The following is a 24,109-nucleotide window of genomic DNA, read 5'->3' as shown; positions in this document are numbered from 1 at the left end:
GCATGACATTCGTGGAATCGGAGATCAAGGCCCGGGATTGGGGTCAACTGCGGTGCGGATGCGGCCGATCGGGCGCCCACCTCGCGGACGACCTGCTCCGGTTGGCGCAGCGGACGGACGACGACCCGCACGGCGCCCGGCCGTTCGACGGGCACGCCTTCGACGATGTCGTCCTGTACGAGCCCGCACCGGCGATCGTCCCGGTCGCCCTGGCGGCGATCGCCGAGCTCCGGGTGCCCGCGGCCAGGGCCAGGTTCCTCGACCTGCTGCTGTCCCTGGTAGCGGGCGACGGCACCGCGACCGAAATCGCCCGCGAGGGCAGGGACTTGGAGCAGGAGGCGATCTCCGCCTGCCAGGCCGGCCAGTGGCTGCTGTGCGCAGAGGTGCTGTCCGGCGGCTCGGGCGACCTGCCGACCAGGGCCTTCGAGGTGCTCACCGTGATCGACGACGACCGGTCACGCCTCGAACGCCTCTGCCGAACAGCCGGCGACGCCATCGACCACTACGCGAAGCCACCGTTCCAGGACCTGTGACCCACCACGCCGAACGGGGCCCCACGACATCAAGCCGTGGGCCCCGTACGGGAGTTGACGATACCGTCAGCCGCGAGTCGCCATCGCCCGCAGGAAGAACGTCAGGTTCGCGGGGCGCTCCGCGAGGCGGCGCATGAAATACCCGTACCACTCCTGCCCATAAGGGAGGTAGACGCGCATCGTGTTGCCGGCCTCGGCGAGGCGGAGCTGCTCCTCGGGGCGGATGCCGAACAGCATCTGGTACTCGAAGGAGGTGGTGTCGCGGCGGTTCCACTCGGCCAGCTGGCCCGCGATCTTGATCATGTTGGGGTCGTGCGAGGCCACCATCGGGTAACCCTCGCCCGCCATCAGGACCTTCAGCGCGCGGACGTACGCGAGGTCGACGTCGCGCTTGCCCTGGAAGGCCACCGACTCGGGCTCCTTGTAGGCGCCCTTGCAGATGCGCACCCGCGAGCCCTCGTGGGCGAGGTCGCGGCAGTCGGCCTCGGTGCGGCGCAGGTACGCCTGGAGGACGACGCCGAGCCACGGGAAGTCGGCGCGCAGTTCGCGGGCGATGGAGAGGGTGGAGTCGGTGGTGGTGTGGTCCTCCATGTCGAGGGTCACCGTGGTGCCGGCGTCGGCCGCCGCCTGGCAGATCCGGCGGGCGTTCTCCAGCGCGATCTTCTCGCCGTCCACGGGCAGGAACTGGCCCACCGCGGAGAGCTTGACGGAGACCTCGGCGTCGGCGGCGAGGCCGGTCTCCTTGAGGGCGGTCAGCAGGTGCTCGTACGCCAGGGCGGTGCCGGCGGCCTGGGCGGCGTCCTTGGTGTCCTCGCCGAGGTGGTCGAGGGTGACCTTGCGGCCGCTGTCGACCAGCGTCTCGGTCGCGCTCACGCCCTGGTCGAGGCGGTCGCCGGCGACGAAGCGCTCGACTATCGCGTGGGTGGGCGGGAACTTCTCGACCATGGTGCGCACCTGCGGGGAGCGCGAGGCGGCGAGGAGGGCGGAACGGAGCATCGTGGACTCCCGATCAAGGATCAGCTGCTGGTGGCGAGAGGTGCGGGGCGGCCGGGGTGGCGGCCGCCCCGCGGGTGGCACAGGGCGAAGGTCAGCCCATGTGCGGGTAGCGGTAGTCCGTCGGCGGGACGAACGTCTCCTTGATGGACCGGGTGGACGTCCAGCGCATCAGGTTCTGCTTGGCGCCGGCCTTGTCGTTGGTGCCGGAGGCACGCCCGCCGCCGAAGGGCTGCTGGCCGACGACGGCGCCGGTCGGCTTGTCGTTGATGTAGAAGTTGCCGGCCGCGTTGCGCAGCACGTGCATCGCGTGCTCGACGGCCGTGCGGTCCTGGGCGATGATCGAGCCGGTCAGGCCGTAGGTCGACACCGACTCCATCTGCGCGAGCATCTCGTCGTACTTCTCGTCCTCGTAGACGTGCACGGCGAGGATCGGGCCGAAGTACTCGTCCTTGAAGTACTCGGCGGACGGGTCCTTGCAGACCAGCACGGTCGGGCGGACGAAGTAGCCGACCGAGTCGTCGTAGGTGCCGCCGGCCAGGACCTCGACGTCCGGGTCGGCCTGCGCGCGGTCGATCGCGGCCTTGTTCTTGGCGAACGAACGCTCGTCGATCACGGCGCCCATGAAGTTCGCCAGGTCGGTGACGTCGCCCATGGTGAGCCACTCGACCTCGTCGCGGAAGTCGTCCTTCAGCTCGGCCCAGAGCGAGGCCGGGACGTACGCCCGGGACAGCGCCGAACACTTCTGGCCCTGGAACTCGAACGCGCCGCGGGTCATCGCGGTCTTCAGGATCGCCTTGTCGGCGGACGGGTGGGCGACCAGGAAGTCCTTGCCGCCGGTCTCGCCGACGATCCGCGGGTAGGTGCGGTAGCCGGAGATGTTGGTGCCGACCTCGCGCCACAGGTGCTGGAAGGTCGCGGTGGAGCCGGTGAAGTGGATGCCGGCCAGCGCCGGGTGCTTCAGCGCGACCTCGGAGACGGCCAGGCCGTCGCCGGTGACCATGTTGATGACGCCCTTGGGCAGGCCCGCGGCCTCCAGCAGACGCATCAGGTAGTGCGCGGCGAACTGCTGCGTCGGGGACGGCTTCCAGATCACCACGTTGCCCATCAGCGCGGGCGCGGTCGGCAGGTTGAGGGCGATCGCGGTGAAGTTGAACGGGGTGATCGCGTAGACGAAGCCCTCCAGCGGGCGGTGGTCCATGCGGTTCCACACGCCGTCCGAGGAGACCGGCTGCTCGGCCAGGATCTGCCGGGCGAAGTGCACGTTGAAGCGCAGGAAGTCGACCAGCTCGCAGGGGGTGTCGATCTCCGCCTGCTGGGCGGTCTTCGACTGGCCGAGCATGGTGGCGGCGGCCAGCGTCTCGCGCCACGGGCCGGCCAGCAGGTCGGCGGCGCGCAGGAAGATCGCGGCGCGCGAGTCGAAGGAGAGCGCCTGCCAGGCCGGGGCGGCGGCCAGCGCGGTGTCGATGGCCTCGCGCGCGTCGTCCTGGGTGGCGTTGCGCAGGGTGCCGAGCCGGGCCGCGTGGTGGTGCGGCTGCACCACGTGGATCTCGGAGCCGCCGCCGAGGCGCTGCTCACCGTTGATCGTCATGGTCAGCTGGATCGGCCCCTGGCCGCCCAGCTCCTTCAGCTTCGCCTCCAGGCGGGCCCGCTCGGGGCTGCCCGGGGCGTAGCTGTGGACCGGCTCGTTCACCGGCGCGGGGACCTGGGTCACAGCATCCATGGCGCACGCTCTCCTTCTCGTCATGGGACGCCGACGGGGATCACACGTCGGCCATGGACGAACGCTATTCCCCGTCCTCGGCACCTGATGTTGGCCGCGCCGCCAAAGTCCCCCGCTCGCCGTTGTCCGCCCGGACGAACACCGTCACGCCCCGGTCACGGCCGCCCGATCCTGTCCGGCTCACTAAACTCGGGAGCGGGATGTTGTCCGACCCGACGAAGACCCGACGAAGACCCGACGAAGACCCGACGAAGACCCGACGAAGACCTGCCGCCGACCCGCCGACCTCCCTCCCGCCGACCCGCCGACGACCCGCCGAAGACCCGCCGACGACCTGCCGAAGGACCCGCACATGAACGGCCTGCCGCTGCGCCAGCTGCTGATGTCGCTCGGCGAACCGCTGGTCGAACTCCAGGCCGCGCCGGCCGGCCTCGACGTCCCGGTCCGCCACGTCGCCATCCTCGACCCGGAGGACCCGCCGACCGCCGCCCCCGGCGAACTCGTCCTCGCCATCGGAGCCCGCGGCCGCGCCGCCCTCCCCGCCCTGCGCGCCGCCGGCCGCGCCCGGGCCGCCGCCGTCGCGGTCAAACTCGACGGGCCCGGCCAGGCCGACGCCCTCCGCGAGGCCGCCACCGAGGCCGGCGTGGCGCTCCTGTCGGTCCGCCGCGAGACCCGCTGGGAGCACCTCGACTCGCTGGCCCGCACCCTGCTCAGCGGCCCCGACAGCACCGAGCCCGGCGAGGCCGACACCGGCGACCTGTTCTCGCTCGCCCAGACCGTGGCCGTCCTGACCGGCGGCATCGTCTCCATCGAGGACACCTCCAGCCGGGTCCTGGCCTACTCCCGCACCTCCGACTCCGACGAGGTCGACGACCTCCGCCGGCTGTCCATCCTCGGCCGCCAGGGCCCCGAGCCGTACCTCGCCAAGCTCCGCGAGTGGGGTGTCTTCTCCCACCTGCGCGGCTCCGACGGCGCCATCGAGATCGCCGCCCACCCCGAACTCGGCATCCGCCGCCGCCTCGCCATCGCGATCCGCTCCGGCGCCCAGCCCCTCGGCACCATCTGGGTCCAGGAGGGCGCCCGCCCCCTCACCCCGGCCGCCGCCCAGTCCCTGGTCGGTGCCGCCCGCGTCGCTGCCGGTCAACTGGTCCGCCGCCGAAGGGAGTTGACGGCGGACGCCCGGCTCACCCAGACCCTGCTCACCGGCCTGCTGGAGGGCTCCACCGGCCCCCAGTCCCTCGCCACCCACCTCGGCCTCGACCTGCGCCGCCCGACCACCGTGCTCGCCTACGCCCCGGCCGCCACCGACGGCCGCGACGCCGAACTCTCCCGCGACGAGGTCACCGGCCTGATCTCCGTCCACACCGCCGCCCGCCACCGCGGCGCCCTGCTCGCCCCCGTCGACTCCCGCGTCTACGTCCTGCTCCCGGAACTCCCGCCCGGCCTCCCCCAGGCCACCCTCCGCGACTGGGCCCAGGAGACCGTCGACGCGGCCCGCGCCCACCTCGCCATCCCGCTGCGCGCCGCCATCGGCCCCACCGTCCCCGGCCTCGCCGACGTCCCCGCCTCCCGCGCCCAGGCCGACCGCATCCTCGACGCCATGAGCCGCGGCAACGTCGCCCCCGACGTCGCCGCCCTCCAGGACGTCCAGGCCGAGGTGCTGGTCTCCGAAGTCCTCGCCCTCCTCCAGGACCGCCCGGAACTCCGCGACCCCCGCCTGACCGCCCTCACCACCTACGACGGCCGCCACCAGACCCGTCTCGCCGAGTCCGTCCTCGCCTACCTCGACGCCCTCGGCGAGGTCCGCACCGCGGCCGACGCCCTCCACATCCACCCCAACACCCTCAGATACCGGGTCAGAAGAGCCGAACAGCTGACGGGCCTCGATCTCACCCAACCCCAGCAACGCCTCCTGGCCATGCTCCAGTTGAGGCTTGCCGAAAGCTGAACAAGGTCCGCCCGGGGGAGAGCGACAACCCTCCCCGGGCGGACCCGGACCCATCGGTCAGCGCGTCACATCCGGTGCCACGGCCCCGTGATCGCCAGCATGATCCCCGGCTCCTGGATGTTGGCGAACAGCGTCCGCCCGTCGTGCGAGAACGTCACGCCCGTGAACTCGCTGAACTCCGGCGCCTCCGCCGTCCCGTTGTTCAGCTCGTTGCGCGCCAGCGCGTACGTCCGCCCGTCCGTCGTCGTCCCGAACAGGTGCTGGAGGCCGTTGCCGTCCTCCGCGATGATCAGACCGCCGTGCGGCGAGACGGTGATGTTGTCGGGCCCGTCGAAGTTCCCCTTGTCCGTCCACACGTCCGCGTTGACGCCGAGGATCACCTTCAGCGTCAGCGTCCGCCGCGCCGGGTCGTAGAACCAGACCTGCCCGTCGTGCTGCAGCGGCGACTCCTCGCGCGCGAACGACGACACGAAGTAGATGCCGCCGTCGCCCCACCACATGCCCTCCAGCTTGCGGGCCCGGGTGATCTCACCGTCCTTGAACTGCTTGCGGATCGAGGTGGTCCGCGCGTCCCGGTCCGCGACCTTGACCCAGTCCGCGCCGTACGTGGTGCCGGGCTTGGTGGCCCGCGACAGGTCGTCGACCAGCCTGCCCTGCGAGTCGAACGCCTTCAGCGCCTCCAGCACGCCCGCGTCGGCGGCCAGCGTGCGCAGCTTGCCCTTGCCGTGCTTGAAGCCGGCCGGCGGCGTCCAGCGGTAGAACAGGCCGTTCGGCTTGGAGGCGTCCTCGGTCAGGTAGGCGTGGCCGCGCTTCTCGTCGATGACGACGGCCTCGTGCGCGAACCGGCCGAAGGCCTTGATCGGCTGCGGGTTGCGGTTGGCGTCCTGGTCGTGCGGGTCGACCTCGAAGACGTAGCCGTGGTCCTTGGTGAAGCCGTTGGTGCCGGCCTTGTCCTCGGTCTCCTCGCAGGTCAGCCAGGTGCCCCAGGGGGTGGCCCCGCCGGCGCAGTTGGTCGCGGTGCCGGCGATGCCGACCCACTCCCGCACCTTCCGCTTGCCGTGGGCGTGCCCGTTGCCCTTCCCGTGGCCGCCCTCGTGCCCGTTCCCGTGCCCGTTCCCGTGCCCCGACACCTCGACGACGGTGCAGCCGCCGGCCGCCTTCGGGTCGTACACGTAGCCGTCCAGCAGCGGCACGGGGTGCGCCCAGTTCGCCCGCGGCCCGGCCAGCTCGTGGTTGTTGACCAGGAGCGTCGCGCCGTGCCGCCCCTCGAACGCGGCGGTGCCGTCGTGGTTGCTGGGCGTGCTCTCGCCGGTGACCAGGCTGGTCCGGCCGGAGTGCGTGATGATCTCGTACGCGAAGCCCTTCGGCAGCGCCACGATGCCGTGCGGGTCGGACACCAGCTCGCCGTAGCCGACCGCGGCGTGCCCGCCCTTGGCGACGGCGGCGTCACCCCCGGCGGGGGCGGCGATCGCCCCGGGGGCGGTGGCGAGCACCTCGGCACTGCCGGCGATCAGAACGCCGGCGCCGAGCACGGTCGAACGGTTCAACAAGTCCCGGCGGGACAGCGACATGACGGTCACTCCTGAGGGGAGAGGGCGGGTCGGTGACCGACAGAGTCCGGGCCCGGAATGAACCGGACGTGAACCCGACACGGCGTCAACGCACCGATCCGCCAACCGTTTTGCCAACCGAAGATCGCCCCATGACCAGCGCTTTACCGCCGCCCGCCGTGCTGGGTACGCTCGACCCGCCACTGCTCCCACGCGGTCAGCCAGGCGTCCTCCGTGCCGGACGGCAGCTCGGGCGTACCCCCCGCCCACAGCCGCTCCCAGGCCCGCTGCGCGGGCAGGCTCGGCACCTCGCTGGCGAACACCGTGTACCGCACCACCTCCTCGACGGCCGCGATGCCCTCCGCGGTGCCGGTCAGCCAGTCCACGTGGTGGGCGAGCCGGCCGAGGTGGTTGACCATCGAGGTGACGGCGCCGTCCGCCTCGCCCTCGGTCTCGGAGGCGAGCCACATCTGCTGGCGCACCACGGTCTCCCAGCGCGCCTTGCGGTCCTCGCCGCGCAGGTGCCGGGGCAGCCGCGCGGAGCGCCCGGCGCGCAGCTGGGACGCCATCGCGGTGGCCCGGGCGATGCCGTGCTCGACCAGTTCGCGGTGGGCGGCCAGGCCGAGTTGGCCGGGCGTCGGCTCCGCCGCGGGCGCGGACGCGGCGGGACGGCGGGCGGCGAGCGTCCGCAGCAGCGCGGTGCGGCCGATGATGTACTGCTCGAAGTCGTCGATCCGGCGCAGTTCGACGGCGCCGGGCGGCACGCCGCGCCCGGTGACGGTGACGGTCACGCCGTCCATCCACAGCCGGCCGGCCCAGACGGTGCCGGCGCCGGGGCGGCGGTCCTCGTGGATCTGCAGGGCGCGCGGGTCGCCGTCCACGCTGATCCATTCGCGCAGCGCCCGAACGCCGCCGGGAGTGTCGCCCTCGTCGACGCCGAGCTGCTCGAACACCCGGTCGCGCTCGTCCTCGACGACGTCCTCCAGGTCGGGCAGCGGTCCGGCGAGCTCCGCGCCGGGCCGGTAGGTGCGGACGGTGACGTACGGGCCGTCGGCGCGGTTCCAGTCGCCGGAGCGGACCTCCGCCCAGCCGAGTTCGCCGTCGTCGACCTGGTACTCGGCGAGGACGTCCCGCCCGGGCAGGCCGCCCGCGCGGTGCTCCCAGCCGAACACCGGGAACCCGGCCCCGGCCATCACCCGTCGGCTGTACGCCTCCTGGTCCGCGTAGACCTCCTCGATCTCCCACGGCCCGCTCGCGTGCTGCCTCTTCATTACTCGCCGCACCCCCGGCACTCGCCACACCGTTCTGCCACCGGGCGGGCCCGGCGGATTCCACCGCCGGGTGGGGCCCGACGACGCGCCCCACCATACGGCCAGGGGAACCTGTCGATCCATCAGCTCCGTGGCGGCCTTCCGACAGGTGGACGCGGCGGGTGCACGCCCTGGTTGCCGGTCAGCCCCCGGCCCGCAGCGAGCGCGCCTTGATCGCGGCCCGCCGCGCCTCCTTGGCGACCTTGCGGTCCAGGTGGAGCCCGCCGACGGCCTCCAGCACCTCCGCCGTCAACGGGTGCGGCACCCGCCACATCTCGCCGAAGTAGCTCGCCGGGTTGTCGGTCACCGGAAGGTCGGCGATCACCGCCTGCAGGCGGCCGCCCTCGCCGGCGGTGAGGAGCAGCACGGCGGCCACCGAGTCGACCACCCGCCACAGCGCGACGGGGCGTTCGGCGGCGGCGACGTCCTCGCCGCGGGCGCGCAGCCACTCGCGGGCCAGACCGCCGAGCTCGGGGTCGTCGACGGCCTCGCGGACGGCGGGGACGGCGGCGTCGCCGATCTGGTCGAGCCCCAGCGCGCTGAAGTAGCGGCGCACCGGCGACTGCACGTCGCGCCCGCGCCCGCCGGCCAGCAGCTCGCGGGCGGCCCCGGCGGCGTCCTCCCTGGCGGCCAGCCAGGCCTTCAGCTCGGGCTCGGCGAACAGGACGCCGTCCGCGGCGAGCGCGCGCAGCAGCGCGGGGCCGTCGTGGTCGGCGAGGTCGCCGACCAGCGGGGCGTCGAAGCCGTCGGCGATCAGCCACTCGCGGACGGCGTACTGGCCGAGCGGGGTCAGCCGGACGGTGCCGAAGCGGGCGGCGTCCTCGTCGGTCAGCGGCCGGTCGGGGTCGACGGCCGCGCCCTCCTCGTCGTCCTCCTCGAACAGCTCCGGGTCGATCGGGGTGTGCTCGACCAGGCCGAGTTCCGCGAGGTCGCCGAACATCGGGTCGAGGACGACCATCAGGTCGGTGATCTCGCCGAGCATCTCCTCGTCCGGCTCCTCGCCGTCGGGGACGACCAGCAGCGCGGCCAGCACGCCGAGCGGGGCGGTCTCCTGGCCGGGCTCGGCGAACGCGGTGGTCTCGTACAGCACGTGCAGCGCCTCGTCGAGGATCTCGGCGGCCTGGTCCCGGGCGTCCTCCACCTCGGCGAGGCCGTCGGAGTCCTCGGCGCCGGCGTTCACGTCGCCCTCGACCACCTCCGGGTCCACCGACTCGGCCTCGGCGGCGAGCTCGCGGACCAGCTCGGCGGCCTCGAACCACAGGCCGAGCACGGCCGCCGGTTCGCCCGCCTCGACGGCCGGCAGGTCGGGGCCGGGGACGGCGATGTGGGTGCCGCCCTCGGTGGTGCCGGTCTCCACGACGCCGAGGTCGCAGGCCAGCGCCCAGGCCCGCATCGCCTCGATGACGTCTTCCTCGTCCGGGTCCTCGTAGCCCAGCATCCGGGCCGCCCGGACGCGGTCCTCGGGGCCGAGGTCGCCGTGCTCGTCGACGTCCCGGTGCGGGTCGACCCAGCGGGCCAGCGCGACCACCCGGGCGATCAGCGGGACGGCGAGCGCCGCGTCGGCGAGTTCGCGGTCCGTGGGCAGCGCGATCGGCGGGATCAGCACCGCGGTGTCGTCGGGGTCCTCGTCGCCGCTGTGCGAGCCGTACAGGTCGGCGAGGTCGTAGTCCGCGGGCAGCAGGCCCTCGGCGTCGGACGGCTGCTGCTCAGGGGTGTTACGGCTTCGTCCGGCCATCGCGCGCGATCTCCCGCAGGTTCCTCGGAGGGCGCCGCCGCCCGGTGGGCAGCCCGACGGGCTTCGGCGGCGCGGGCCGACACGTGTGCCGGCCCGTCAACCCAGCGTATCGGCCGCCATGACCGAAACCCCGCACCGGGCGGGCGTCCCCCCGAACGAGTGGGACAGGGTGCATCCGAACGAGTACCCGAGTGCACGTATCCTTCGGTGGGCATCGCGCACACCCCCGCGCGGGCGCCCGCGGAGCGACGAGGCTCCGAACCCCTTTCATGTGCACACCCGCACCGCTCGGGTCACGCCGCCGTGCCACCACTCCCGGCCTGGCCGCGCCCGACGGCGCCTTGCCACAGGAGACCCCTGCCATGGCGGACCTCTCCCCCGCCGGCCCCGGCCTGAGCACCGCTCAGTACGCCGGCCGCCGACTGTCGGAGGCCCTGCTTCCTCTGGAACTCGCGCCCCGCAAGCAGCTCCAGCTCTCCGCGATCAGCCGCTGGAACGCGCTGCGCGGCATCCGCGTCGGCCTGGTCGCCGCCGCCCTGCTGCTGATGCTGATCGGCGCCAACCTGGTCACCCCGCTCTACCCGGCGCTCCAGGTACGGCTCGGTCTGACCCCGCTCGACACCACGGTCCTGTTCACGGTCTACGTGTTCGCCCTGGTCCCGGTGCTGGCCGCGGTCGGCCACTGGTCGGACCACCTGGGCCGGCGCGCCATGATCCTCCCCGCGGTGGCGCTCTCCGCCGCCGGCGACGCGGTCTTCGCCACCGCCGACTCCTTCTGGCAGCTGGCCGCCGGACGCGCCGTCCAGGGCATCGCCGTCGGCCTCTCCACCGGCGCGGCCGGCGCCGCCCTCGGCGACCTGCTGCCCGACCGGCCCACCCTGGCCGCCAAGCTCACCCTGGCCTGCTCGGCGGGCGGCGTCGCCCTCGGCCCGCTGGTCGGCGCGGCCGCCGCCAGCGGCGCCAACCCGCTGCCCGGCCTCTTCCTCACCCACGCCGTCGCGCTGCTCGCCCTGTGCGTGCCGCTCGCCCTGGTGCACCCGCGGATGCCCGGCTCGGTCCGCCCGCCGGCCTCCGCGCCGCGCATCACCACCCCCGCCCACCTGCGCCCGCAGCGCCTGCGGCTGCCCCGCTCCGGACGCCGCGAGTTCCTGCTCGCCTCCGGCGCCGGCTTCGTCGCGTACGCGGTCTTCGGGGTCTACCTGGCCCTCGCCCCCGCGTTCGCCGGGACGCTCCTGCACACCGAGTCCCGGATGGCGGGCGCCGCCGTCGCGGCCCTCCTGCTCGGCTCCTCGGCGCTCGCCCAGCTGGTCGTCCCGCCGACCTCGGACCGGGTCGTCGTCGCCGCCGGCCTCACCGGCCTCGCCGCCGGCCTCGGCCTGCTCACCGCGGCCGCCGCCACCGGCACCCCCGCGCTCCTGTTCGTCGGCAGCGTCCTCGCCGGCGTCTCCCAGGGCATCGCCTTCCGCTCCCTGTTCACCACCGCCGTCGCCGCCCTCGACCCCGCCCGCCGCGGCAGCGAACTCTCCGCCCTCTGGGTGATCGTCTACCTCGGCTCCTCCGCCCCCATCATCGCCGTCGGCGCCCTCACCCGCGCCTACGGCCTGCTCCCCGCCGTCACCGCCTTCGCCGTCCTCGCCGCCACCGCCTCGCTGGCCCTGGCCGCCGCCGTCCTGCGCCGCACGCGCTGACCGCCCGCGCTCCTGACGCCCCGCAGGCCCTTCACGGCCGGTGGGGCGTCAGATCTTCCAGGCCATGTTCGACATGGTCGAGTCGCAGTCCCACTGCTGGACGGTGGCGCCGTCGTCCAGGTCCGAGTCCTCCACCTCCAGGCACTTGCCGCTGCGGTGGTTGACCAGCATCCGGTTGCCGGTGCCGCCGCGCAGGTCCCAGTGCTGCCCGGCGCCGCCGTTGCAGGCCCACTGCTGGGCGTGGATGCCGTCGTCCGTGCCGGGGCCCGGGATCTCCAGGCACTTGCCGCTGTTGACGTTGCGGATCTCCCAGCTGTCCCCGACCCAGTGCAGCACCCACTGCTGGGTGGGGATGCCGACGTAGGTCCACTGCTGGGCGCGGCCGCCGTCCTCGGTCGCGGAGTCCTCGATCTCCAACGCCATGCCGCTGTTGGCGTTGAGGATGCCGCCGCTGATGTCGGCGGGCGCCTGCGTGGCGGGCGCGGTGGGAGGGCCGGCAGCCGCGGACGGCGTGGCGGCCGACGTGGAGGGGTCGCCCGGGGCGGACGCCGGGGCGGAGCCGGTGCCCGAGGGCTGCGGGGCGAGGGACGGGCGCACCGCCCCGTCCGCGGGCGAGGCGCTCGTCCCACCCGCGGCCTTCGGCTTCGTCGTCCCGCCGGTCAGCTCCGCCACCGCGACCGTCCCCCCGCCGATCAGCACCACGGCCCCCACGGCGGCGCCGATCTGCCGCACGCGTCTTCGCCGCAGGGTCTCCCGCTCGTGCTCGTTCGCCAGTTCGGCCCAGTCCGGTTCGCCGCCGCCCGCCCCAAAAGTCATGGGTCCGGATTCTAGGACCCGGAGACGCGAGAAGGGGCGGGATCCGTAAGGATCCCGCCCCTTCGAACCGTCCGGGCCGATCAGACGTTGAAGCCGAGCGCGCGCAGCTGGTCGCGGCCCTCGTCGGTGATCTTGTCGGGGCCCCACGGCGGCATCCAGACCCAGTTGATCCGCAGGTCCTTGACCAGGCCGTCGGTGGCGGTGCGGGCCTGGTCCTCGATGACGTCGGTGAGGGGGCAGGCCGCGGAGGTCAGCGTCATGTCGACGGTGGCGGTGTCGTCCTCGTCGATGTGCAGGCCGTAGATCAGGCCCAGGTTGACGACGTCGATGCCCAGCTCGGGGTCGACGACGTCCATCAGGGCCTCCATGAGGTCCTCGGTGGAGACGGTCCCGGCGGTGGTGAACGCACCGGGGCTGTCGGACACCGCGACCTCGGCCGGGGCGGCCTCGGGGGTCTCGTTCTCGCTCATGAATTCAGTGTCCTAACGGGACGTCAGTCGGAAATCTCGGGGTGGCCGGCCAGCGCCTTGGCGGTGGCGTCCTTCCAGGCCATCCAGCCGAGCAGGGCGCACTTGACCCGGGCCGGGTACTTGGAGACCCCGGCGAAGGCGACGGCGTCCTCCAGGATCTCCTCGTCGCCCTCGGACTGCCCCTTGCTCTGCATCAGTTCCAGGAACGCCTCCTGGACCTGCTGGGCCTCGCCGACCGTCTTGCCGACCACCAGGTCGTTGAGCACGGAGGCGGAGGCCTGGCTGATCGAGCAGCCCTGCGACTCGTAGGAGACGTCCGCGACGACCGCGCCGTCGAGCTTCACCCGCAGGGTGATCTCGTCGCCGCAGGTCGGGTTGACGTGGTGCACCTCGGCGTCGCCGTCCCGCAGCCCCTTGCCGTGGGGGTTGCGGTAGTGGTCCAGGATGATCTCCTGGTACATCGAGTCGAGCTTCATGGCAGCCACCTCAGCCGAAGAAGTTGCGGACGTGGTGGAGGCCGTCGATCAGCGCGTCCACCTCGCCGGGCGTGGAGTACAGATAGAACGACGCCCTGGTGGTCGCCGGAATTCCGTACCGCAGGCAGACCGGCCGTGCGCAGTGGTGGCCGACCCGGACGGCGATGCCCTGCTCGTCGAGGACCTGGCCGACGTCGTGCGGGTGGATGTCGCCCAGCGTGAACGAGATCGCCGCACCGCGGTCGACGGCCGTGCGCGGGCCGATGATCCGCAGGTCGGGCACCTCGGCGAGGCGCTCGATCGCGTACGCGGTGATCGCGTGCTCGTGCGCGGCCACCTTGTCCATGCCGATCGCCGACAGGTAGTCGATGGCGGCGCCCAGGCCGACGGCCTGCGCGATCGGCGGGGTGCCGGCCTCGAACTTGTGCGGCGCGGGCGCGTAGGTGGACGAGCCCATGGTGACGGTCTCGATCATCTCGCCGCCGCCGAGGAACGGCGGGAGGTCCTCCAGCAGCTCCTGGCGGCCCCACAGCACGCCGATGCCGGTCGGGGCGAGCATCTTGTGGCCGGTGAAGGCGACGAAGTCGGCCTCCAGCGCCTGCACGTCGAGGACGGCGTGCGGGGCGGCCTGCGAGGCGTCGATGGCGACCAGCGCGCCGACCGACTGGGCCTTGCGGACGATGGTCTCCACCGGGTTGACGGTGCCCAGCAGGTTGGACACCAGCGTGACGGAGACGATCTTCGTCTTCTCGGTGATCAGCTCGTCGATGTTGGACAGGTCGAGCCGGCCCTCGTCGGTGAGCCCGAACCACTTCAGCTTCGCGCCGGTGCGCTGCGCGAGCAGCTGCCACGGAACGATGTTGGAGTGGTGCTCCATCTCGGTGATGACGATCTCCGAGTCGGCGTCCACCCGGTACGGCTCGTCGGCCCAACCCAGCATGTTGGCAACGAGGTTGAGCGACTCCGAGGCGTTCTTGGTGAAGATCACCTCGTTCCGGCTGGGCGCGTTGATGAACGCCGCGACCTTGTCCCGGGAGCCCTCGTACAGCGCGGTCGCCTCCTCGGCGAGCACGTGCACGCCGCGGTGGACGTTGGAGTTGTGCTGCTCGTAGTAGGCGTTCAGCGCGTCCAGGACCTGGCGCGGCTTCTGCGAGGTCGCCGCGTTGTCCAGGTACACCAGCGGCTTGCCGTCGTGCAGCACCCGCGACAGGACGGGGAAGTCCTTGCGGATCGCGTCGGTGTCCAGGAGTCCGGTCAGATGGGAGTGGGTCACTCGGAAGCGCCGCCCTTCACGTAGCTCTCGTAGCCCTCTTCCTCCAGCTTGTCGGCGAGCTCGGCACCGCCGGACTCGACGATCCGGCCGCCCGCGAACACGTGCACGAAGTCGGGCTGGATGTAGCGCAGGATGCGGGTGTAGTGGGTGACCAGCAGGGTGCCGACCTCGCCGGTGGAGCGGACCCGGTTGATGCCCTCGGAGACGATCCGCAGCGCGTCGACGTCGAGGCCGGAGTCGGTCTCGTCGAGGATCGCGATCTTCGGCTTGAGCAGCTCCAGCTGGAGGATCTCGTGGCGCTTCTTCTCACCGCCGGAGAAGCCCTCGTTGACGTTGCGCTCGGCGAACGCCGGGTCCATCTGCAGGGCGGCCATCGCCTCCTTGACCTCCTTGACCCACAGCCGCAGCTTGGGGGCCTCGCCGCGGACGGCGGTGGCGGCGGTGCGCAGGAAGTTGGAGACCGAGACGCCGGGAACCTCGACCGGGTACTGCATGGCCAGGAACACGCCGGCCCGGGCGCGCTCGTCGACCGACATCTCCAGCACGTCCTCGCCGTCCAGCAGCACCTGGCCGCCGGTGACGGTGTACTTCGGGTGGCCGGCCAGCGAGTAGGCCAGGGTGGACTTGCCGGAGCCGTTCGGACCCATGATCGCGTGGGTCTCGCCCTGCTTGACCGTCAGGTCGACGCCCTTGAGGATCTGGCGCGGGCCGCCCTCGGCGTTGACGGAGACGTGCAGGTCACGGATTTCAAGCGTTGCCATGGGGTACTCAGTTCTCCTGGTTGACGGAGACGAGCACATCGTCCCCTTCGATCTTTACGGGGTAGACGGCGACCGGCCTGGTCGCGGGCAGCCCGGACGGCTTTCCGGTGCGCAGGTCGAAGCTGGAGCCGTGCAGCCAGCACTCGATCATGCAGTCCTCGACCTCGCCCTCGGAGAGCGAGACGTTGGCGTGCGAGCAGATGTCGTTGATCGCGAACACGCCCTCGTCGGTCCGGACGATCGCCACCGGGACGCCGTTCAGCTCGACCTTCTTGGGCACGTCCTCCTGCAGCACGCTCAGCGCGCAGGCACGCACATAACCGGCGCTCATGCGACCGTCGCTTCCAGCTCGGCCTCGATCTTCGTCAGCAGGCGGTCCTGGATCTCGGCGACGCCGATCTGCTGGACCAGCTCGGCGAAGAAGCCGCGCACCACCAGGCGACGGGCCTCGTCGGCCGGGATGCCGCGGGACTGCAGGTAGAACAGCTGCTCGTCGTCGAAGCGGCCGGTCGCGGAGGCATGGCCGGCACCGACGATCTCGCCGGTCTCGATCTCCAGGTTGGGGACCGAGTCGACCCGGGCGCCGTCGGTGAGCACCAGGTTGCGGTTGAGCTCGTAGGTGTCGGTGCCGACCGCGGCCGCGCGGATCAGCACGTCGCCGATCCACACCGCGTGCGCGTCCTCGCCCTGCAACGCGCCCTTGTAGGCGACGTTGGAGCGGCAGTGCGGGGTGTCGTGGTCGATGATCAGGCGGTGCTCCAGGTGCTGGCCCGCGTCGGCGAAGTACAGGCCGAACAGCTCGGCCTCGCCGCCGGGGCCCGCGTAGGAGACCCGCGGGTGCAGGCGCACCACGTCGCCGCCGAAGGTGACCACCACGGACTTGAAGGTGGCGTCCCGGCCGACCAGCGCGTTGTGCTGGGCGGCGTGCACCGCGTCCCGCTCCCAGTCCTGGACGGAGACGAAGGTCAGCTTCGCGCCGTCGCCGACCAGCAGGTCGACGTTGGCGGCGCGGGTGCCGGTGCCGGTGTGGTTCAGCACCACGACGGCCTCGGCGAACGGCTTGACCTCGATCACCACGTGGGCGAAGCGGACCCCGCCCTCGCCGTGCACGTCGATCCGGACCGGCTCGGTCAGCACCGTCTCCTTGGGGACGGTCACCACCAGGGCCTGCTCGAAGGCGCTGAACGCCTGCGCGGCGATTCGGTCCACCGGGGTGCCGGCCTTGCCGAGGCGGGCGTCGTCGCGCCCGACCAGCTCGGAGGTCACGCCCTCCGGCAGGCCCAGCTCGATCTTGTCCTCACCGCGGACGGAGTCGACGGCGGTGCCGTCGTGCAGGCCGCCGAGGCGGTGCATCGGTGTGAAGCGCCAGTCCTCCTCGCGGCCGGTCGGCACCGGGAAGTCGTTGACGTCGAAGGACGGCTTGACGGCGACCCGGGCGTCGATCGGCTGCCGGACGCTCTCGCGGCCGGTGCCCGGACCGGCGAGCTGCGTGCCGGCGCCGGCGGTGCCCACCTCGATCGAACCGGCGGTGGTGGAGCCGGGGGTGTTCTGCTCAGCCATGGCTGTTCGTGTTGCTCTCTTTCGGAAATGGTCGACGGACGGGCGGGGGCTGACGGTGCGTCAGCCGACCGCGCCCTCCATCTGCAGCTCGATCAGCCGGTTCAGCTCCAGCGCGTACTCCATCGGCAGCTCGCGCGCGATCGGCTCGACGAAACCGCGGACGATCATCGCCATCGCCTCGGTCTCGCTCAGGCCGCGGCTCATCAGGTAGAAGAGCTGGTCCTCGGAGACCTTGGAGACGGTCGCCTCGTGGCCCATCGACACGTCGTCCTCGCGGACGTCCACGTACGGGTAGGTGTCCGAACGGGAGATGGTGTCGACCAGCAGCGCGTCGCACAGCACGTTCGACTTGGCGCCGTGCGAGCCCTCGCCGATCTCGATCAGACCGCGGTAGGAGGTCCGGCCGCCGCCGCGCGCCACCGACTTGGAGACGATGTGCGACGAGGTGTTCGGCGCCATGTGGACCATCTTCGCGCCGGCGTCCTGGTGCTGGCCCTCGCCCGCGAACGCGATCGACAGCGTCTCGCCCTTGGCGTGCTCGCCCATCAGGTAGACGGCCGGGTACTTCATGGTGACCTTGGAGCCGATGTTGCCGTCGACCCACTCCATGGTCGCGCCCTCGTACGCCACGGCGCGCTTGGTGACCAGGTTGTAGACGTTGTTCGACCAGTTCTGGATGGTCGTGTAGCGGCAGCGGCCGCCCTTCTTGACGATGATCTCGACCACCGCGGAGTGCAGCGAGTCCGAGGAGTAGATCGGCGCGGTGCAGCCCTCGACGTAGTGGACGTAGGCGTCCTCGTCGACGATGATCAGCGTCCGCTCGAACTGGCCCATGTTCTCGGTGTTGATCCGGAAGTAGGCCTGCAGCGGGATGTCCACGTGCACGCCCTTCGGCACGTAGATGAACGATCCGCCGGACCACACCGCGGTGTTCAGCGAGGCGAACTTGTTGTCGCCCACCGGGATGACGGTGCCGAAGTACTCCTTGAACAGCTCCGGGTGCTCACGCAGCGCGGTGTCGGTGTCCAGGAAGATGACGCCCTGCTCCTCCAGGTCCTCGCGGATCTGGTGGTAGACGACCTCGGACTCGTACTGGGCGGCGACACCGGCGACCAGGCGCTGCTTCTCCGCCTCCGGGATGCCCAGCTTGTCGTAGGTCGCCTTGATGTCGGCGGGCAGGTCCTCCCAGGACTCCGCCTGCTTCTCGGTCGAGCGCACGAAGTACTTGATGTTGTCGAAGTCGATGCCCGACAGGTCGGAGCCCCAGGTCGGCATGGGCTTCTTGCCGAACAGCTTCAGGCCCTTGAGCCGAAGGTTGAGCATCCACTCGGACTCGTTCTTCTTCGCCGAGATGTCGCGGACGACCGCTTCGCTCAGGCCGCGCTTGGCGGCGGCACCGGCCGCGTCCGAGTCGGCCCAGCCGTACTCGTACGTGCCGAGGCCTTCGAGCTCGGGGTGTGCGATGTCAGTCATGCGAGGTTCCTCCGCGCGGTGGAGCCGGTTTCGTTGGGGGACGTACCGGCAGGCGGCACGGCACCGGGCGTCCGGGAGGACGACGGTGCGGCACCGGATGCCGGCACATACGTGGTGCAGACCCCGTCGCCGTGGGCGATGGTGGCCAGCCGTTGCACATGGGTGCCCAGGAGCTGCGAGAAGACCTCGGTCTCGGCCTCGCAGAGCTGCGGGAACTGCTCGGCGATGTGCGCCACCGGGCAGTGGTGCTGGCAGAGCTGGGCGCCGGCCGGGGCGGCGGGCGCCGAGCCGGCGGTCGGAACACGCCGCACCGTGGCAGCGTACCCGTCGTCGCTAAGGGCCCTGGCGAGTGCCTCGGCGCGCTGCTGCGCGTCGGCCTGCTCGACCGCGCCCCGGTACTTCCTGCCCTGCTCGGCGAGCCGGGCCCGGGCGAAGGCGGCGACCGCCTGCCCGCCCGCCTCGCCGCCGCCGGCCGCCTCCGAGATCCAGCGCAACGCGTCCGCGGCGAGCTGGTCGTAGGCCTGGTGGAAGGCGTCCCTGCCGCCGTCGGTCAGGGCGAACACCTTGGCCGGGCGGCCGCGGCCGCGACTGCCGTACACCCGCTGCTCGCGGGACTCGACCAGCCCGGCGGCGGTCAGGCCGTCCAGGTGGCGGCGCACCGCGGCGCTGGTCAGGCCGAGGCGTCCGGCCAGGTCGGCGGCCGAGGACGGCCCGTGGTCGAGGATCGACCGGGCCACCCGTTCCCGGGTCGCCCGGTGCCCCTCGGTCAGGGCCTCCGGCATCGCCGTCGCAGGCATGTCGCAGCCGGGAGCCTCGGGCTCCCGCTGGGCGGCATGCTCGCGATTGTTTTTCACAACACGATTGTTGCGTAATTCGTCGGCCGGAAACAAGCCGTGACCCCGGTCTCACCGGTGGCCTCCGTCACGGAAGGCATGCCTTACCTGATCGGAGCCGTGAACTGCTCCTACACTCGCCGGTATGCATGCAGACCCCGCCGTCGAGGTGACCGGACTGGTCAAGCGGTACGGCGACAAGATCGCCGTGGACGGCCTGGACCTGGCCATCGCACGCGGCGCCGTCACCGCGGTGCTCGGCCCCAACGGCGCAGGCAAGACCACCACCGTCGAGACCTGCGAGGGCTACCGCCGCCCCGACGCCGGCACCGTCCGGGTGCTCGGGCTGGACCCGGTCGCGCAGGCCGCGCAGCTGCGGCCGCGGATCGGCGTGATGTTGCAGTCCGGGGGCGTGTACGCCGGTGCGCGCGCCCTCGAAATGCTCCAGCACACCGCGAAGCTGTACGCGAACCCGCTGCCCGTCGGCCCGCTCGCCGAACGCCTCGGCCTGGACTCCTGCGGCCGCACCCCCTACCGCCGGCTCTCCGGCGGCCAGCAGCAGCGCCTGGCCCTCGCCATGGCCGTGGTCGGCCGCCCCGAGCTGGTCTTCCTGGACGAGCCCACCGCCGGCCTCGACCCGCAGGCCCGCCGCGCCACCTGGGAGCTGGTCTCCGAACTCCGCGCCGCCGGCGTCACCGTCGTCCTCACCACGCACCAGATGGACGAGGCCGAACAGCTCGCCGACGACGTCGCGATCATCGACCGCGGTCGCGTGATCACCCAGGGCTCCCCCGACGAACTGCGCGGCAGCGAAGCCCAACTGCGCTTCGACGGCCCCGCCGGACTGGACCTCGCAGGCCTCCGCAAGGTCCTCCCGGACACCGCGGTGGTCGCCGAGCCCGCGCCCGGCTCCTACCGGGTGGAGGGCGCCCTGGACGCCGCCCTGCTCGCCGCCGTCACCGGCTGGTGCGCCGAGGCCGGGGTGATGCCCGACAAGCTCGCGGTGCAGCGCCGCAGCCTCGAAGACGTCTTCCTCGACCTGACCGGACGGGAACTGCGATGACCGCCACCGACCTCACCCCCCGCCCGGGCGCCGCCCCGGTCGGCCGGATGCTGCTCGCGCAGACCGCCCTGGAGACCAGGATGCTGCTGCGCAACGGCGAACAGCTGCTGCTCACGGTGGTCATCCCCACCGTGCTGCTGGTGCTGTTCTCCGCCGTCGACGTGGTCGCCGTGGACGGCCCCGGCAAGCGCGTCGACTTCCTCGCCCCCGGCCTGCTGGCGCTCGCCGTGATGTCCACCGCCTTCACCGGCCAGGCCATCGCCACCGGCTTCGAGCGCCGCTACGGCGTCCTCAAGCGGCTCGGCGCGACCCCGCTGCCCCGCTGGGCGCTGCTGACCGCGAAGACCGGCTGCGTGCTGGTCACCGAGCTGCTCCAGGTGCTGCTGCTGTCCGGCATCGCGCTGGCCCTCGGCTGGTCGCCGCACGGCAACCCGCTGGCGGTGCTGCTCCTGCTGGTGCTCGGCACCGCGGCGTTCTCCGGCCTCGGCCTGCTGATGGCCGGCACCCTGCGCGCCGAGGCCACCCTGGCCGGCGCGAACCTGGTGTTCATCCTGCTGCTGCTGGCCGGCGGCGTGGTCGTCCCGCTCGCCAAGTTCCCGGACGCGGTGCGCCCGGTGCTGGAGCTGCTGCCGATCTCGGCGCTCTCCGACGGCCTGCGCTCGGTCCTGCAGCTCGGCGGCGGCACGCCCTGGGCCGACCTCGGCATCCTGGCCGTCTGGTCGGTGCTGGGCCTGGCCGCCGCGGCCCGCTTCTTCCGCTGGGAGTAGGGCCCCGGGCGGGGCCCCACCCCTGGGTCAGGAGGAGGCGGCGGCCTTCTTGCGGCGCGCCTTGTACACGAGCGCGCCGCCCGCGGCGATCACCAGCGCCCCGCCGACGGTCAGCGGCACCAGGCCCTCGGCGCCGGTGAACGCCAGCCCGCCACCGCCACCGCCGCCGCTGCCGCCCGAGGCGCCGTGGCTCGCGGACGCCGACGGGGTGGCGCCGGCCGATCCGCTCGGCGCCGGGCTGCCCGAGCCGCCCGGGGTCGGCGACTCGCTGCCGCCGGGGGTCGAGGCGCTGCTCGACGGCGACGGGCTCTCCGAGCCGCCGGTGGAGCTCGACGGCGTCGGGGACGGCGAGGTCGGCGGCACCACGGTGCCGGGCAGGCAGCCCTCGAACGGGTAGTGGTGGGTCTCGGCCCCGCCGCTGCCGGTGAGCGACTTCGCCCACACCGAGCCGTTCACCGGACCGCCCTTGCCCAGGTCGAACGCCGCGTTCGGCGCCAGGATGCTGCCCGGCCAGGCGTTGCCGCTGTGCTTGGTGATCTTCGTGGCGGTGGGGAAGTTCCACAGCAGCTTCGCCCGCTCGGCGCCGCCGTCCGCGGACTGCAGCTTGTCGTCCAGCACGTAGCTCTTCCTGGCGTTGTCCCAGATCAGGAAGCCGCTGGTGGGGGCCTTGGTCTGGTCGTAGCTGCCGCCGGTGACGGTGATCACGGTGGACGAGCCGGCCGGGACCTTCAGCTGGATCTCGCCCGCCTTCTGCAGGGTGTCCGCCGCCACCGTGAAGAAGTTGGCCTTGGCGTCGGCGCCGGTGAAGGTCAGCGTCCGGCCGTCCGCCGTCGGGGCCGCGCCCGCGGTCTTCGCCAGCTCGGCGGAGAGCGCCCGCAGCTTGGCGAACTCGGCGGCGAAGTCGATCGGACCGGCGCCCTTCGTGACGCCCTCCAGCTGGCCGCCGCCGACGATCTGGCCGGCCACCACGCCCTTGCCCTTCATCACCTGGACGTGGGCGCCGTTCTGGATCAGGTTGCCGCCGACCACCAGCGCGTTGCCGCCGGGCAGCGCGGCCACCTGGGCGGCGGTGAGCTCGTTGCCGACGGTGAAGCCGCCGTGGCTGAAATCGGCGTTCCCGCCGATCGCCACCGCGCCCTCGGCGTCGGGGCTGTGGGTGTCGTCGCCCTCGATGAACTCGCCGTACCGGCCGGCGACACCGAGGCTGAAACAGGTGCCCTCGCCGGGGGAGGCGGTCGCCTGGGTGGGGACGACCAGGGCCGCGAGGGTGAGAGAGCCACCGAGTGCCACGGCGGCAGCGGATATGGACTTGCGCATGTGCAGGACTCCGCGGGTGGAGACGGGCAGGGGGATATGAGCCCGAACCGTGAAAGGTCTGGACCAAACCGCACTCTTTCGGCCACTCGCCGAGTGGTCAAGACCAATGACCCGACACGCTCGATCCGCCCCATTTGTCCGCGCGTCCCCCGCCGGGCCGGTCGCCGGACCCGCCCGCGCCGGAGCCGCGTGTAAGCCCGCCTACGATGGTCCGGTGACCAATCCGTTCTCCCTCCTCGCCGAGCGCTGGCATCCCAGTCCGCAGCACGTCCGCCTGGCCGCCATGGCCGCCCTGGTGATGAGCGTGGTGATCGTGGTCACCGGCGGCGCCGTCCGGCTCACCGACTCCGGCCTCGGCTGCACCACCTGGCCCCGCTGCACCAGCGAGAGCCTGACGCCGACGGCCGCGATGGGCATCCACGGCATCATCGAGTTCACCAACCGGATGCTCACCTACGTGCTGTCCGCCGCGGTCGGCTGGTTCATTCTGGCCGCCCGCTGCTGCAAACCGTGGCGGCACTCGCTGACCAGGCTCGGCTGGGCGCAGTTCTGGCTGGTGATGTCGAACGCGGTGATCGGCGGCATCACGGTGCTCACCCACCTCAACCCGTACGTGGTCGGCTTCCACATGGTGGCCGCGCTGGGCCTGGTGTGGACGGCGGTGCTCAGCTGGGAGCGGTCCAAGGAGGGCGACGGCGAGCCGCGGCTGCTGGTCGCTCCGGCGATCCACCGCTTCGCGCAGGTGCTGGTGGCCTCGATCGGCGCGCTCGCGCTGGTCGGCACCCTGGTCACCGGCGCGGGCCACCACCCGGGCTCGGCCGGCACCCCCCGCATCACCACCTTCGACTACGACCGGCTCACCCAGGCCCACGCCGACCTGGTGTTCCTCTCGGTCGGCCTGACGCTGGCCGCGCTGCTGGTGTTCGCCGCCGTGAAGGCCCCGCCGGCGGCCCGCGCCCGGGTGCGCGACCTGTTCGTGCTGCTGCTCGCGCAGGGCGTGCTGGGCTTCGTCCAGTACTTCACCGACGCGCCGGAGATCATGGTCGGCGTGCACATGTTGGGCGCCGCCCTGGTCTGGGGCGCCGCGCTGCGGATCCCGCTGGCACTGCGCAGCCGCTCGCAGATCCCGGCCCAGGCCGGTGCCCCGGCCGCCGAGCTCGTCGCGTAGCGCTCACCACCTGTCCCAGTGCAGGACCTGCTCGCGCGGGATCCGTCGGGCCGGCTTGAAGTCGGTCCCGACGGTGTGCGCGAGCGGGATGAACGCCGCCAGCATCACCTCCCGGTGCGGGACGCCGAGCAGCTCGGCCAGCTCCCGTTCCACCGGGCCCTGCGCGGTGGTCCACACGGTGCCGAGGCCGCGGGCCCGGGCGGCCAGCATGAAGCTCCAGACGGCGGGCAGGATCGAGCCCCAGGTCATCGACTGGTCGAGCACCGAGGCGCCCTCGGTGCGGCCCTCGATCGCCGGAATGACGAACGCGGGCACCCGGTGGACGTTGTCGTACAGGTGCTGCAGCCCGTCGTAGATCCGCTCCATGCTGCCGGGGTGGGCGTGCATCCGGGCGTGGTCGCGGGCGGTGGGCGGGGCGCCGCCGCCGGTGCGCAGCGCCGTGCGGAAGAGTTCGGCGACCTTCAGCCGCTGTTCGGCCTCGGTGACCACCAGGAAGTGCCAGCGCTGCCGGTTGCGGCCGGTGGGGGCCTGGGTGGCGAGGTCGACGCACTGTTCGATCAGCTCGCGGGAGACTTCGCGGTCGAGGTCCAGGCGCTTGCGGACGGCCCGGGTGGTGGACAGCAACTGGTCGGGATCGAGGTCGAGCAGCACA

22 protein-coding genes are annotated in these 24,109 nt (G+C 72.5%); 6 read left to right on the top strand and 16 right to left on the bottom strand.

Annotated elements, in window-relative coordinates; genetic code table 11:
* Positions 1-2 precede the first annotated feature (2 nt).
* A complete protein-coding gene (locus ACFV4P_RS23815) occupies positions 3-533 on the top strand; it encodes a hypothetical protein (RefSeq protein ID WP_380474198.1) in 531 nt (176 codons plus the stop codon).
* 66 nt (positions 534-599) lie between these two features.
* Here the strand turns inward: ACFV4P_RS23815 and ACFV4P_RS23810 are convergent, their stop codons facing one another.
* Both ACFV4P_RS23810 and pruA read right to left on the bottom strand, forming a co-directional pair.
* Positions 600-1,529 carry a proline dehydrogenase family protein gene (locus ACFV4P_RS23810; RefSeq protein WP_380474196.1) on the bottom strand — a complete coding sequence of 310 codons (930 nt, stop codon included), beginning with the start codon at positions 1,527-1,529 and terminating at the stop codon, positions 600-602.
* Positions 1,530-1,620: 91 nt separating this feature from the next.
* Positions 1,621-3,249: an L-glutamate gamma-semialdehyde dehydrogenase gene (pruA, locus tag ACFV4P_RS23805; protein ID WP_380474194.1), complete on the bottom strand. Its 1,629-nt coding sequence runs from the start codon at positions 3,247-3,249 to the stop codon at positions 1,621-1,623.
* A gap of 352 nt (positions 3,250-3,601) precedes the next feature.
* Here pruA and ACFV4P_RS23800 point away from each other — a divergent pair, with 352 nt between their 5' ends.
* Entirely contained in the window at positions 3,602-5,197 is a 1,596-nt protein-coding gene (locus ACFV4P_RS23800) for a PucR family transcriptional regulator (protein ID WP_380474192.1), read from the top strand.
* Between the two features lie 65 nt (positions 5,198-5,262).
* Here the strand turns inward: ACFV4P_RS23800 and ACFV4P_RS23795 are convergent, their stop codons facing one another.
* The 3 genes from ACFV4P_RS23795 to ACFV4P_RS23785 all read right to left on the bottom strand — a co-directional run bounded on the left by ACFV4P_RS23795 (position 5,263) and on the right by ACFV4P_RS23785 (position 9,792).
* Positions 5,263-6,768: an alkaline phosphatase PhoX gene (locus ACFV4P_RS23795; RefSeq protein WP_380474190.1), complete on the bottom strand. Its 1,506-nt coding sequence runs from the start codon at positions 6,766-6,768 to the stop codon at positions 5,263-5,265.
* Between the two features lie 143 nt (positions 6,769-6,911).
* Positions 6,912-8,018, bottom strand: a complete 1,107-nt coding sequence (locus ACFV4P_RS23790) for a hypothetical protein (RefSeq protein WP_380474188.1) — start codon at positions 8,016-8,018, stop codon at positions 6,912-6,914.
* Between the two features lie 181 nt (positions 8,019-8,199).
* Positions 8,200-9,792: a hypothetical protein gene (locus ACFV4P_RS23785; protein ID WP_380474186.1), complete on the bottom strand. Its 1,593-nt coding sequence runs from the start codon at positions 9,790-9,792 to the stop codon at positions 8,200-8,202.
* 362 nt (positions 9,793-10,154) lie between these two features.
* Here ACFV4P_RS23785 and ACFV4P_RS23780 point away from each other — a divergent pair, with 362 nt between their 5' ends.
* Complete coding sequence (locus ACFV4P_RS23780) at positions 10,155-11,480, top strand: MFS transporter (protein WP_380474184.1); 1,326 nt, start codon at positions 10,155-10,157, stop codon at positions 11,478-11,480.
* 48 nt (positions 11,481-11,528) lie between these two features.
* On the opposite strand, the gene ACFV4P_RS23775 is transcribed toward ACFV4P_RS23780, so the two are convergent.
* From ACFV4P_RS23775 to ACFV4P_RS23735, 9 genes are all read right to left on the bottom strand, one after another.
* The gene (locus tag ACFV4P_RS23775) at positions 11,529-12,296 is read right to left on the bottom strand and encodes an RICIN domain-containing protein (RefSeq protein WP_380474182.1); all 768 of its coding nucleotides are present in this window, start codon (positions 12,294-12,296) and stop codon (positions 11,529-11,531) included.
* An 80-nt stretch (positions 12,297-12,376) separates the two neighbouring features.
* On the bottom strand, positions 12,377-12,766 hold the full coding sequence (locus tag ACFV4P_RS23770) for a metal-sulfur cluster assembly factor (protein WP_380474180.1): 390 nt from the start codon (positions 12,764-12,766) through the stop codon (positions 12,377-12,379).
* Between the two features lie 23 nt (positions 12,767-12,789).
* Positions 12,790-13,242, bottom strand: a complete 453-nt coding sequence (gene sufU, locus ACFV4P_RS23765; protein WP_073814843.1) for a Fe-S cluster assembly sulfur transfer protein SufU — start codon at positions 13,240-13,242, stop codon at positions 12,790-12,792.
* Between the two features lie 10 nt (positions 13,243-13,252).
* Complete coding sequence (locus tag ACFV4P_RS23760; protein WP_380474178.1) at positions 13,253-14,515, bottom strand: cysteine desulfurase; 1,263 nt, start codon at positions 14,513-14,515, stop codon at positions 13,253-13,255.
* Positions 14,512-15,276, bottom strand: a complete 765-nt coding sequence (gene sufC / locus ACFV4P_RS23755) for a Fe-S cluster assembly ATPase SufC (protein ID WP_380474176.1) — start codon at positions 15,274-15,276, stop codon at positions 14,512-14,514. The genes ACFV4P_RS23760 and sufC overlap by 4 nt, the downstream gene beginning before the upstream one ends.
* A gap of 7 nt (positions 15,277-15,283) precedes the next feature.
* Positions 15,284-15,607, bottom strand: coding sequence for a non-heme iron oxygenase ferredoxin subunit (locus ACFV4P_RS23750; RefSeq protein WP_035867074.1), 324 nt, complete (start codon positions 15,605-15,607; stop codon positions 15,284-15,286).
* Complete coding sequence (gene sufD, locus ACFV4P_RS23745; RefSeq protein ID WP_380474174.1) at positions 15,604-16,836, bottom strand: Fe-S cluster assembly protein SufD; 1,233 nt, start codon at positions 16,834-16,836, stop codon at positions 15,604-15,606. Before sufD ends, ACFV4P_RS23750 begins: the two co-directional genes overlap by 4 nt.
* A 60-nt stretch (positions 16,837-16,896) precedes the next feature.
* Entirely contained in the window at positions 16,897-18,309 is a 1,413-nt protein-coding gene (sufB, locus tag ACFV4P_RS23740) for a Fe-S cluster assembly protein SufB (protein ID WP_380474172.1), read from the bottom strand.
* Positions 18,306-19,106 (bottom strand): metalloregulator ArsR/SmtB family transcription factor, encoded by an 801-nt coding sequence (locus ACFV4P_RS23735; protein ID WP_073814852.1) that lies wholly within the window; start codon positions 19,104-19,106, stop codon positions 18,306-18,308. Before ACFV4P_RS23735 ends, sufB begins: the two co-directional genes overlap by 4 nt.
* Before the next feature lie 181 nt (positions 19,107-19,287).
* On the opposite strand from ACFV4P_RS23735, the gene ACFV4P_RS23730 reads away from it, so the two are divergent.
* Together ACFV4P_RS23730 and ACFV4P_RS23725 are read left to right on the top strand one after the other, a co-directional pair.
* Positions 19,288-20,205: an ABC transporter ATP-binding protein gene (locus tag ACFV4P_RS23730; protein ID WP_380474169.1), complete on the top strand. Its 918-nt coding sequence runs from the start codon at positions 19,288-19,290 to the stop codon at positions 20,203-20,205.
* Positions 20,202-20,972, top strand: a complete 771-nt coding sequence (locus tag ACFV4P_RS23725; RefSeq protein ID WP_073814855.1) for an ABC transporter permease — start codon at positions 20,202-20,204, stop codon at positions 20,970-20,972. The genes ACFV4P_RS23730 and ACFV4P_RS23725 overlap by 4 nt, the downstream gene beginning before the upstream one ends.
* A gap of 27 nt (positions 20,973-20,999) precedes the next feature.
* Here ACFV4P_RS23725 and ACFV4P_RS23720 read toward each other — a convergent pair whose 3' ends face one another.
* Entirely contained in the window at positions 21,000-22,289 is a 1,290-nt protein-coding gene (locus ACFV4P_RS23720) for a choice-of-anchor A family protein (RefSeq protein WP_380474166.1), read from the bottom strand.
* Between the two features lie 214 nt (positions 22,290-22,503).
* On the opposite strand from ACFV4P_RS23720, the gene ACFV4P_RS23715 reads away from it, so the two are divergent.
* On the top strand, positions 22,504-23,457 hold the full coding sequence (locus ACFV4P_RS23715; RefSeq protein WP_380474164.1) for a heme A synthase: 954 nt from the start codon (positions 22,504-22,506) through the stop codon (positions 23,455-23,457).
* A 3-nt stretch (positions 23,458-23,460) separates the two neighbouring features.
* Here the strand turns inward: ACFV4P_RS23715 and ACFV4P_RS23710 are convergent, their stop codons facing one another.
* Positions 23,461-24,108, bottom strand: coding sequence for a nitroreductase family protein (locus tag ACFV4P_RS23710; RefSeq protein WP_380474162.1), 648 nt, complete (start codon positions 24,106-24,108; stop codon positions 23,461-23,463).
* Position 24,109 lies beyond the last annotated feature (1 nt).

It is taken from the genome of Kitasatospora sp. NPDC059795 (assembly GCF_042732175.1).
Classification (GTDB): domain Bacteria; phylum Actinomycetota; class Actinomycetes; order Streptomycetales; family Streptomycetaceae; genus Kitasatospora.
The sequence above is the reverse complement of the archived record's forward strand: the minus strand, read 5'-3'. Positions and strand labels throughout refer to the sequence as shown.